This is a genomic window from Bacillus altitudinis, from assembly GCF_001191605.1.
GTDB classification, from domain to species: domain Bacteria; phylum Bacillota; class Bacilli; order Bacillales; family Bacillaceae; genus Bacillus; species Bacillus altitudinis.
Genome location: NZ_CP009108.1, coordinates 1,020,972 through 1,032,778, shown reverse-complemented (window position 1 = coordinate 1,032,778; position 11,807 = coordinate 1,020,972). Strand labels below are relative to the sequence as shown.

Genomic DNA, 11,807 nt, shown 5'->3' with positions numbered 1-11,807 from the left:
ATAAACCTGCATTTAAACGCACTCATTATATCATACGTGACTGGCAAGCCGTTTCTTTCTAAGGAGTAGACGATACATTCATTATTTTGTTTCATTCCATATAAAAAACGCCGACAAAATCAGATGATTTCATCGGCATTCTTTCGTTTTATCAAAATGAAGAATTATTAGACCTAATGTTCCATTTGACGGGCTAAGAAGCCAGCTGCCGTTTCCGCCGCTTTATGCTCCACTTCTCCCATTGAACGCTCTTTAGAAAATAAGACGACGGCGCCAATTGGATCTCCGTTTGCAACAATAGGTGCAATGGTATAAGCTGATACATCATCATCAATACCATCCACAAGCTGAATTTCTTTCTTGCTGTCCTCTAATACAGAATTACGCTGATCCATTGTTCGTTCAAGTAAATCACTAATGGATTTGTTTAAGTACTCTTTTTTTGAACTGCCGGATACAGCAATATACGTATCACGATCACAGATGAGGATAGAATGACCCAAACTGTCGAATAAAGCATCAGCATATTCCTTCGCAAAGTCTCCTAGCTCACTAATCGGTGAATACTTCTTCAAAATCACTTCTCCATCGCGGTCGACGAAAATCTCAAGCGGATCTCCTTCCCGGATGCGCAATGTTCTGCGAATCTCCTTCGGTATAACCACTCTACCTAGATCATCGATGCGGCGTACAATTCCAGTTGCTTTCATTCACTGCTGCCTCTCTTTCGTTTGATGATGTGTTGGGTGAATGGAACAAAAGCGTCCACTTTATGCAACATTCACCACTTGACCCTGAGTTTAGTATCTGTCACATCAAACGTAATATACACGAGAGACCAACAAAATTTTATGAAGATGGAATGGTTTCTTTTTTCACATCTTGAAGACCTCGAAGCATACGAAGAACGACTTCAAGCCACTCCTCCGTTTTCTTGCCTTTTGTTTGGACAGAAATAATCAGCTTGCTGCCTTCCATGCCAAGACCGATATCACGTCCATATTGACTGCCAAGCTCAAATAATTTTTGACCATCGATGTCGCTGCTTGCTTTTTCATCGAGAGTGAGTCTAACAATGCCTTTCTCCATCTTGATCAACTCGACACGTTCCTGCACAGCGTACACCTTCATCGTCGCAATCGTGAACAAATCAGCCACTTCTTGCGGATATTCTCCGAATCGGTCAATCATTTCATCCTGAAGCTCTTTCCGCTCTTCTATTGATCCAATCGCTCTAAACTGTTTATACATCTCGATCTTTTGTTTGCCATCAGAAATATAGCTATCTGGAATGTAGGCGTCAATTTTGAGGTCAATTTCCGGCTCAAATTTTTCTTGAGCAGTCGTATCGCCTCTTCTTTCTTCAATGGCTTCTTTCAGCATTTGAGAGTAAAGGTCGAAGCCAACAGAATCAATAAATCCATGCTGCTGTGCACCAAGTAAGTTCCCTGCTCCTCGAATCGTTAAGTCACGCATCGCAATCTTAAAGCCTGATCCGAGCTCGGTGAATTCTTTAATAGCTTGAAGTCTTTTCTCAGCTACTTCAGAAAGCACTTTGTCTTTTCGATAAGTGAAATAAGCATAGGCCACACGATTCGAGCGCCCAACTCGTCCTCTTAACTGGTACAGCTGCGAAAGCCCCATTTTATCAGCATCATGAACAATGAGCGTGTTCACATTTGGTATGTCTACGCCCGTTTCGATAATGGTTGTACTAACGAGTACATCCGATTCACCTTCTAGGAAATTAATCATCACGGATTCCAGCTCGTTCTCACTCATTTTCCCGTGTGCGTAGCTTACTTTTGCGTCTGGAACAAGCATCGAGATTTCATCTGCTTTTCGTTCAATATCCTCCACTCGGTTATAAAGGAAGTACACTTGACCGCCTCTTGCCAGTTCTCGCTCAATAGCTTCTCTAACTAACGCACCATTGTACTCGACAACATAGGTTTGAACTGGGAAACGGTTCTCAGGTGGTGTTTCAATAACAGATAAGTCACGTACGCCAAGCATCGACATATGAAGCGTACGAGGAATTGGCGTTGCCGTTAACGTCAGCACATCAATATTGGCTTTCATTTGCTTAATTTTCTCTTTATGCGTCACACCGAAGCGCTGCTCTTCATCGATAATTAACAGTCCTAAATCCTTGTACACAATGTCTTTTGAAAGAAGACGATGCGTCCCAATGACCATATCAATCGTTCCATTTTTCAGCCCTTTTAAGGTTTCTGTTGTTTCTTTTCGTGTACGGAAGCGGCTAAGCTGAGCGATTTTAACAGGATAGTCTTGGAATCTGTCCATAATCGTGTCAAAATGCTGCTGCGCTAAGATCGTTGTTGGTACAAGCAGTGCCACCTGCTTCCCGTCAGCAATGGCTTTGAAGGCCGCTCGAATCGCCACCTCTGTTTTTCCATAGCCCACATCTCCACAAAGCAGACGATCCATCGGGCGCTCCCGCTCCATGTCTTGCTTGATTTCATGAATCGAGCGAATTTGATCATCTGTTTCTTGGTAAGGGAATGCAGATTCAAACTGGCGCTGCATCTCATGGTCAGGCGAGAAGGCATACCCTTTGCTTGCTTCACGTTCTGCGTACAGCTTAATCAGATCATCTGCAATGTCCTGCACAGATGATTCTACTTTTTTCTTCACACGTTTCCAGTCGCTGCCGCCTAGTTTGTATAGCTTTGGTTCTTTTCCTTCTGACCCTACATACTTCTGCACCTGATCAATTTGTTCAACAGGGACATAAAGCTTGTCGCTTCCTTGATAATGAATATTTAAATAATCTTTATGAATGCCGCCAATTTCAAGCGTTTCAATTCCTAAATACTTACCGATCCCGTGGTTAATGTGCACCACATAATCGCCCACTTGCAGTTCTGAATAGCTTTTGATTCGCTCTGCGTTTGTCAGCTTTTGCTTACGTGCCTGCTTCTTCACACGTTTCTTGAAAAGTTCACCCTCTGTAATGACAGCAATTTTGGATAAAGGTAGTTCAAAACCGGTTTGAAGCTCACCTTGTAAAATATATACTTGCCCGCTGACAAGCTCAGCATCAGGTTTAGCAAGAGCTGCTTCAATGTCATAATCATGCAAGACAGATGACAACTTCTCTGTCCGCTCTTCATCCGCACCTAAAAAGACAACCGTATAATTCTGCTTTTTGTAGCGTTCAATTTCACTTGCAAGCACATTCATCTGGCCGTGGAAATTCTGCATTTGCTTACTAGATACATTGACGATATTTTGCGGATTGGTCTGCTGAACATGTCTCAAAAATAAGGAATAGTACAGAATCGATCTCGATTGCTGATTGAACAGCTCTTGAAATGGGAAGGAAAGGGCTAGATCATGCAGAATATTCCCTTCTTCCAGCAGACTAATTGTCCAATCTGCTTCTTCCTGTTCAAGCTGTTCTTCCATCTCCTGAATTCTGCTGATTTCATCTAGAATGATAATCGTATCCTGCGATGTATAATCTAGCAAACTAGCAGGCTTTTCATAGAAATAGGACAGATACTTCGTCATTTCTTGTGTCACAATACCTTCTAGCAGCTTCTCACGATCAGCAGAAATATTCTGATGGAGCAGTTCTTTTTGTTTATCCGAGTTGAATTTCTTTAAGCTACTGGCAAGACCTTCGTCAAGCTGTTCAATCGCTCTCACTCGTTCAGGCCCTCTTACAATCAGCTCTTTCGCCGGGCCAATCTTGATTTCTTGAAGTGTTTCCAATGAACGCTGCGTGTCAGAGTGGAAGGACCGAATAGAATCCACTTCTGTATCAAACAGCTCTATACGGATCGGGTGGTCTTCCGTTAACGCATAAATGTCAATGATTCCTCCGCGCACACTAAAGTCTCCGGGCGCAGCGACCATGGACGTCCGGTCATAACCGATTTGCACGAGTTGTTTTGAAAACGCCTCCAAATCAATTTCTTCACCAACCTTTAAATGGATCTGACTCTCCTTCCAGAGCTCAACAGGAGGAAGCATTCTACGCACTGCAGCTGCTGGGGTCACGACAATCGGATTTTCTCCATTCGCGAGACGATTCAATACATCAAGACGCTGCGCTCTAAGCTCAGGGCTTGCTACAGCAATCTCAGATGCAATGAGTTCATTGACAGGATAAAGAAGGACCGAGCGATCTGGCATCACACTTGCTAGATCATCTGTGACCTTCTGCGCTTGATATAAGTTGTGTGTCACAATAAACATCGGACGCTTTAATTCGTCTGATATGGCGGCTGTAAATAAAGATCTGACGGAGCCTGATAGTCCGGCGAGCAGCTGTTCTTTTAACCCTTCTTTTAGTCCGTTAAAAATGGACTGAAAATCATCACTTTGTTTGATAAATGATTGTATGTTTTTCATTTGGCTCCTCCTCCCTGCTTGTTTAAAACAGAAAAACGCTTTGGTCTAATATCTACACCAAAGCTTTTTTATTGAATAAAAGTATGATACTGATGGTAATCAGGATTTCTTTCGAGCGCCTCTTGGCAATCCTCACAAATGGTTTGTACATGTAAATCACCATTTTCCCTATAAGAAATCATATCGTTTCTTTCCTCATTTGTTAAGTGATGAAATCCAAGTGCTTCACTTTGGACAGCGGATTCATCTAGACTGCCAACCTTTACACCACAGTGCCGGCAGTAATAGTGCAAAGCCATACGTGATCCTCCCATGCTGAGATTTTATGATCAGTATGTGCTTTGCTTATCATTCTTATACCTTCTTGTTAAAATCATTCATCACTTCTAAAAATGGCTTTGTTAAAGCCGCTTCACAAGCTTCAACAGATGCTTGAATAGCAGATAAGATATCAGGCTGTTCTTCCTCTGAGAAGCGTCCTAGTACGTAATCGACGACCTTCATGCCGTTTTGTGGACGGCCAATGCCGATACGGAATCGGTCAAACTCAGGTGAACCTAAATGCTGAATCAACGATTTGATTCCGTTATGTCCGCCTGCACTTCCTTTTGTACGCAAACGAATCCGGCCCGTTGGCAAATCAAGATCATCATAGATGACCTTCAAATGTTCAAGGGGAATATCATAGTAATCCATCAGCGGACGCACACATTCCCCTGATAAGTTCATATATGTAAGAGGCTTCACAAGTAGAACCTTTTGCCCCGAAACAAACCCAGTTCCATATTGTCCATGGAATTTTGATTGATTTAATGGGATGTCCCATTTTTTTGATAGTTCATCTATTGTCATAAACCCGACGTTATGTCTTGTTTTTTCATATTCTTTTCCTGGATTACCCAATCCAACGAACGCAATCATGAAACCAATAACCTCCTTTGTCGCACATGCACACGCCTAAAAAATGAGCCAATGTGATTGCCTCATGCAAAACGTATGAATTCTTTTCATTCTAGCACAAAAGACGTAACCGCGGGAGGGTTACGTCTCTAATTGACCAGTTATTCTTCGCTATCATCTTTTTCTTTAATGGCCTCAGGCTCTTGCGTTTCCTCTTCACTATCTGGCTCTGGAACCTCTGATTGCTGAGGCGGTAAGATCGAAGCAACAACTTCTTCTGGATCATTATTAATTTGATACGTAGACTGAACAGACAGATCACCAACTGTTAGTACGTCATTTACTTCTAAATTTGTAATATCAGCTTCAATATTTTGCGGGATATCCTTTGGTTTCGCTGTAATGGATAGCTCAAATAGTGGTTGCTGAAGCACACCGCCATCCTTTACCCCTTTGGATTCGCCAATGAGTTGTACAGGTACATCTGCGTCAATTTCTCGCTGCAAGTCGACCACTTGGAAATCAGCGTGGACAAGCTCATTTTTCAACGGATCTGTTTGCAGTTCTGTCACCATCACAGATTTTGTTTCACCGCCAACGTCTAATGTGATGATTGTGTTTTTTCCTTCATCACGTAATGTCTTTAATAAATCAATGCTGTCTAATGAAACAGCCAGGTTGTCTGTATTTTTTCCGTATATGACACCAGGAACGTGTCCTGAATGACGGATTTTTTGCAGTGTGGAACGTTTGAAATCAGTTCTTTTATTTGCTTTTAAAGTTGCCATATTCAGCACCATCCTATTTCTTTTTTGTCACTACTTTCATAAATACCCATAACTGAATCATTTTAAACATGCTTGCCGTTCATTTATCACAGCAAAAAGACCCCAAGCTGATGCCTAGGGCCTTTTTCAATCAGAAAATTAGCTGAAAAGGTAGCTCACAGATTCTTCTTCATGTACACGGATGATGGCTTCTGCAAGCAAAGGCCCAACTGAAAGCGGAATGAATTTTCCAACTTTCTTGTCATCTGTTAAGTGAATACTGTTTGTCACAACTAATTCTTTAATTTTAGAGTTTGTAATACGTTCTACTGCTGGTCCAGACAATACTGGGTGAGTACAACAAGCATAGACTTCAGCCGCTCCATTTTCCACAAGTGCATTTGCAGCAAGTGTAATCGTACCAGCTGTGTCAATGATATCATCGATGAGAATCGCCGTTTTACCTTCAATGTTCCCGATGATGTTCATCACTTCAGCCACGTTTGGCTTTGGACGGCGTTTGTCGATAATTGCGATTGGTGCTTTCAGGCGGTCCGCCATTTTGCGCGCACGCGTAACACCACCGTGGTCAGGAGACACAACAACGATATCATTCAAGTTTTTCTGTTCGAAATAGTTTGTTAAGATTGGCACAGCCATTAAGTTATCGATTGGAATATCAAAGAAACCTTGGATTTGCGGCGCATGAAGATCAAGTGCAATGACACGTGTAGCACCTGCTGTTTCAAGTAAGTTCGCAAACAGCTTCGCCGTGATTGGCTCACGAGGTTTTGCCTTACGATCTTGACGTGCATATCCGTAATAAGGGATGACAATATTGACCGTTTTCGCAGAAGCGCGTTTTAGTGCATCTACCATAATGAGTAGCTCCATAATGTGCTCATTGACTGGCGCACTAGTAGATTGAATAACATAACAATCACAGCCGCGGATACTTTCTTCAATATTGATTTGGACTTCACCGTCACTAAAACGTTTAACAGAGCTCTTTCCTACATCAACTCCGATACGATCGGCAATTTCTTTGGCAAGTTCAGGGTTTGAATTCAAAGAGAATATCTTTAAATTCGCATCAGCATAACGATTAGACATGGTAAACCTCCGGGTATTTGGATTATTTTTTATGAATATTTTTCACATAATCTTCTTTATTGACTTGTCTTGCTCTAGCAATAGACAATGCATCCTGCGGTACATCTTCTGTAACCGTTGAACCGGCTGCAACATATGCCCCTTTTCCGACAGTGACTGGTGCAACGAGATTTGAATTGCAGCCAATAAATGCGCCATCTTCAATCTTCGTTAAGAATTTGTTCTTCCCATCATAATTAACTGTAATGGATCCACAACCAAGGTTTACATCCGTTCCGACCTCTGCATCTCCAATATAACTTAGATGAGACGCTTTGCTTCGGTCACCGAAAACTGTTTTCTTGATTTCGACAAAATTCCCGATCTTCACTTCATCGCCAATTTTCGACAACGGGCGAATATGAGCAAACGGTCCAATTGTCACATCTACCCCAACTTCACTATCGCAGACAACAGACTGCTTAATGACTGTCCGATCTCCAATTACGCTATCAACAATTTCAGTGTTCGGACCGATTGTGGCATCTGCACCAATCTTTACATTCCCTTTGATGACCGTCCCAGGATAAATCATTGTATCTTCACCGATGACTGCATCTGGCGAGATATACGTGTTCTCAGGATCAATCAAGGTTACACCATTCTTCATATGCTGATGATTAATACGTCGCTTCATGAATTGCTCTGCTTGTGATAGAGCGATACGATCATTGACTCCAAGTGTTTCTTCAAAATGCGGTGTTTGATACGCTGCAACCGTCTGCCCTTCATTCTTTAGAATTTCAATGACATCTGGCAAATAGTATTCACCTTGTGCATTTTCATTTGACACTTGCTCAATCACACGGAAGAGATCTTCATTTGAAAAGCAATAGGTTCCAGTATTAATTTCATTCACTTGACGTTCAGCATCATTTGCATCTTTATGCTCGACGATTTTTACTACAGCACCTGTTTCATCACGAAGAATACGTCCATAACCTGTTGGATCATCCGCGTGTGCTGTCAAAATCGTCACTTTTGCTTGTTGTTTTTGATGCTCGCTTAACATGGCTTCCATTGTTTCCGCTGTCAATAATGGTGTATCTCCACAAATGACAATGGTTGTTCCCTTTTCCTGCGCGAGGAACGATTTAGCTTGTTTGACGGCATGTGCTGTTCCCAGCTGTTCTTCTTGAAGTGCATATTCACTTCTGTCCCCAAGTTGCTTCTTGACGTCCTCTGCTCCATGGCCGACAATCGTCACAAGCTTGGCTAAAGATAGCTTTAACGCTTGATCTGCCACATGCTCGACCATTGGCTTTCCGCAAACTGGATGAAGTACTTTGTATAACTTTGACTTCATTCTTGTTCCTTTTCCCGCTGCTAAAATCACTGCGAACCGCTTATCCATTGATTGGCCTCCAATATCCCTATTATCCATAGAAAAATATATCCTAAATAAGGACTGATTTCAAGGATACAAGAGGAAGTACATTAATTTTCTAATGGTTGAAACCTAGAAGAATCATGAGGAAAAACGCAAAAAAGACAGCATTTAAAAGAAAACATTCCATTTTCCCTTAAAGCTGTCTTTTTGGATTCACATATGATTAAGAAGCTCCAGCTTCTTCATATTCAATTGTTTCTTCTTCTTCGCCTAAGCGATGATATTCATTTAAAACAGCATCTTGGATTTTACCCCGAGTGCTTGAGTTAATCGGATGTGCAATATCACGAAACTCTCCATCAGGCGTGCGTTTGCTAGGCATTGCAACAAACAACCCATTATTTCCATCAATCACACGAATATCATGAACAACAAATTCGTGGTCCAGCGTGATGGATGCAATCGCCCTCATGCGACCATCGGTATTCACGCGGCGTAATCTTACGTCAGTAACTTCCACAGTAGTTCACCACCTTTTCCCAATATAAAAGCATTAATTAGGTATTCAACGATTGTGGTGATTCTCCTGCTCTTTTTTTAAACTTTTTTTGAAATATCGGGATATTTATACATTTTTTGTCATTTTAATGACGACGCTTACATCGGTTGCGTGAAAAAAGACATCATGACGATGCCTTTTCATACATATAATGAAACCAAACGGTCTCTAAAGAGATGGCCTGTTTATTTCACTAATGCCACAACTTCAATTTCTACAAGTGCATCTTTTGGAAGTCTGGCTACTTCTACACATGAACGAGCTGGCTTATGTGTATGGAAGTATTCACCGTACACTTCATTCACTTCAGCGAATTGTTCCATATCTTTAATGAAAACCGTTGCTTTCACGACTGTTTCAAAGGAAGCACCCGCTGCTTCAAGGACGGCTTTAAGATTATGAAACACTTGATGTGTTTGTTCTTTAATATCTCCATTCACAAAATCTCCAGCTGGCGTTAACGGAATCTGCCCTGAGCTGTAAAACATGTTATTGACGATAACCCCTTGAGAGTAAGGTCCAATGGCTGCTGGCGCGTTTTTGGTTTGAACAACTTTTGTCATATCAATCTCTCCCATTCAAATACATGTTTGATCAAAGCTTAAGCTTTCGAATGAAAAAACTCGTGGAAATTGCCTTCATTAATCTCAATGATTTTCTGCTTCATATCAATGGTTGAAAGCTTTAAAAGTGATACATATTCATCGACTAGACGTTCATCTACGCCTTCATCTTCTAATAAAACACCGATCCCTGCAACATTTGCATTAAATTCCTCTAGAAGATTCATCATGCCATTAATGGTTCCGCCTGCTTTCATAAAGTCATCAATAATCAACACATTGGATCCTTTATCTAAGCTCCGCTTTGCAAGTGACATGGTTTGAATTCGGTTAGAAGAACCTGATGCATAATTAATACTCACAGTTGATCCTTCAGTTACCTTATTATCTTTTCTAACGATCACAACAGGCACATTTAAATAACCTGCAACAGAATAGGCAATCGGAATACCTTTCGTCGCAACAGTCATGACAACATCAATCGGTCGATCCGAAAAAATGGTCGCAAAAAGCTTACCGATTTTCGCAAGAATCGATGGATTGCCTAAAACATCAGTTAAATATAAATAACCGCCAGGAAGCACACGTTCAGGAGTTGATAATGCCTCTCCGATATCGTTGACGACTTCGTCTGCTTCTTTTAGATGAATCTTTGGAATATATTTCACTCCGCCAGCAGCGCCAGGTACAGTAAGTAAAGTCCCTATTCCCTGCTGTTCGAAGGTCTGTTTGATAATCGTTAAGTCTTCACTAATAGAGGACTTCGCAGATTGATATCGCTCTGCAAAAAAAGTTAAAGGTACTAGTACGTGCGGGTGGGTTAACAAATAATTTGTTAAGTCCACCAATCTGCCGCTTCGACGAAACTTCATGAACTTACCCCCAGAACCCGAATAATTTATGAATAATATAACTTAATATACGGATTTAATCAAGGGTATTTTGTTCGCCGATCATGCGGACAGCGTAAACCTGATCACAAAATCCTCTCAGTCCGTTATATATTCTTTGTACCTTCGATTCATATTGAATCAAGCCAAATACAGTTGGCCCGCTGCCGCTCATTAATACAGCATCTGCTCCGAAACGCTTCATCTGTCTCTTAATCATATCGACTTCCGGATACATCTTTAATGTCACAGATTCCAACACGTTACCGAGTGAGCCGCACATCTCTTTATAATCTTTCGCTTCAATTGCTTCAATCATACGCTGTACATTTGGGTGTTCTACTTTGCTTGCGTCATATTGTCTGTAGACCTCAGCTGTAGATACCCCTATCACCGGCTTCGCTAAAATCACCCAGCAATGCGGCGGTGTCGCAATATGCTTTAGTTTCTCTCCACGTCCTGTCGCTAGCGCCGTCCCTCCGTGTACACAAAAAGAGACATCTGAGCCGATCTCCGCTCCAAGCTCAGCTAGTTCATCTAACGTGAGATTTAACTTCCACAAACGGTTTAAGCCGCGAAGCGCTGCTGCGGCATCACTGCTGCCTCCAGCTAAACCTGCTGCGACGGGAATTGCTTTTGTGATGACAATCGATACGCCTTTTTGAATACCGAATCTTGTTTTTAATAATTTAGCTGCCTGATAAGCCAAATTCCGTTGATCATCTGGCACAAAACGATTATGAGATGATACACGGATTTCGTCTTTGTCCAGCTCCGTCAGCTCTAGTCGATCTGCAAGATCTATTGTTGTCATCACCATCTCCACTTCGTGGTATCCATCCGGTCTTTTTCCATGAACATCAAGTGAGAGATTAATTTTTGCCGGTGCTTTTTCTAAAATACGCAAACATTTCACCTACTTCTCCATCTAAACATAAGTATCAATATTGTATCACATTTGATGGATCTGATGAATATTGGCTTTTGCCCCCAGCACACTCACTTTTTCAAGCAAAAAAGACCAGAGACACCCGAGGTATCCCTGATCATTTCTTTATCGTTGATTCTCTTCTTGAGCCATGTGCTGTTGAGCTAATTCAATGGCACGTTTGACCATATTTCCTGCGTCACGCGCACGAATCTCTCCCCAGCCTCCATTTTTGACGGTATCATAAAATCCAAGATCCTTCGCCAGCTCGTATTTGAACTCATCTGACATAATGCCTCGGCGTCTACCCAAACGAAACAGCCCCTTTGGTCGAG

General features: G+C 41.8%; 12 protein-coding genes. All 12 read right to left on the bottom strand.

Annotation, left to right across the window (positions count from 1 at the left end):
* Positions 1–173 precede the first annotated feature (173 nt).
* Positions 174–710 (bottom strand): stage V sporulation protein T, encoded by a 537-nt coding sequence (spoVT, locus tag ID12_RS05180; protein WP_007496196.1) that lies wholly within the window; start codon positions 708–710, stop codon positions 174–176.
* A gap of 139 nt (positions 711–849) precedes the next feature.
* On the bottom strand, positions 850–4,383 hold the full coding sequence (gene mfd / locus ID12_RS05175; RefSeq protein WP_050826834.1) for a transcription-repair coupling factor: 3,534 nt from the start codon (positions 4,381–4,383) through the stop codon (positions 850–852).
* 68 nt (positions 4,384–4,451) lie between these two features.
* Complete coding sequence (locus tag ID12_RS05170) at positions 4,452–4,682, bottom strand: anti-sigma-F factor Fin (protein WP_003217967.1); 231 nt, start codon at positions 4,680–4,682, stop codon at positions 4,452–4,454.
* 55 nt (positions 4,683–4,737) lie between these two features.
* Positions 4,738–5,304, bottom strand: a complete 567-nt coding sequence (gene pth, locus ID12_RS05165) for an aminoacyl-tRNA hydrolase (RefSeq protein WP_050826833.1) — start codon at positions 5,302–5,304, stop codon at positions 4,738–4,740.
* A 140-nt stretch (positions 5,305–5,444) separates the two neighbouring features.
* A complete protein-coding gene (locus tag ID12_RS05160) occupies positions 5,445–6,071 on the bottom strand; it encodes a 50S ribosomal protein L25/general stress protein Ctc (RefSeq protein WP_008341853.1) in 627 nt (208 codons plus the stop codon).
* Between the two features lie 138 nt (positions 6,072–6,209).
* Positions 6,210–7,163: a ribose-phosphate diphosphokinase gene (locus ID12_RS05155; RefSeq protein ID WP_003217907.1), complete on the bottom strand. Its 954-nt coding sequence runs from the start codon at positions 7,161–7,163 to the stop codon at positions 6,210–6,212.
* 22 nt (positions 7,164–7,185) lie between these two features.
* Positions 7,186–8,556: a bifunctional UDP-N-acetylglucosamine diphosphorylase/glucosamine-1-phosphate N-acetyltransferase GlmU gene (gene glmU, locus ID12_RS05150; protein WP_017366436.1), complete on the bottom strand. Its 1,371-nt coding sequence runs from the start codon at positions 8,554–8,556 to the stop codon at positions 7,186–7,188.
* Positions 8,557–8,755: 199 nt separating this feature from the next.
* Positions 8,756–9,052 (bottom strand): septation regulator SpoVG, encoded by a 297-nt coding sequence (spoVG, locus tag ID12_RS05145; RefSeq protein WP_008357439.1) that lies wholly within the window; start codon positions 9,050–9,052, stop codon positions 8,756–8,758.
* A 224-nt stretch (positions 9,053–9,276) separates the two neighbouring features.
* Positions 9,277–9,654, bottom strand: coding sequence for a 2-iminobutanoate/2-iminopropanoate deaminase (gene ridA, locus ID12_RS05140; protein WP_046527604.1), 378 nt, complete (start codon positions 9,652–9,654; stop codon positions 9,277–9,279).
* A gap of 38 nt (positions 9,655–9,692) precedes the next feature.
* Complete coding sequence (purR, locus tag ID12_RS05135) at positions 9,693–10,526, bottom strand: pur operon repressor (RefSeq protein WP_007496210.1); 834 nt, start codon at positions 10,524–10,526, stop codon at positions 9,693–9,695.
* Between the two features lie 55 nt (positions 10,527–10,581).
* Positions 10,582–11,451, bottom strand: a complete 870-nt coding sequence (gene ispE / locus ID12_RS05130; protein ID WP_017359321.1) for a 4-(cytidine 5'-diphospho)-2-C-methyl-D-erythritol kinase — start codon at positions 11,449–11,451, stop codon at positions 10,582–10,584.
* A 147-nt stretch (positions 11,452–11,598) separates the two neighbouring features.
* Entirely contained in the window at positions 11,599–11,784 is a 186-nt protein-coding gene (locus ID12_RS05125; protein WP_017366434.1) for a small, acid-soluble spore protein, alpha/beta type, read from the bottom strand.
* Between the last annotated feature and the right edge of the window lie 23 nt (positions 11,785–11,807).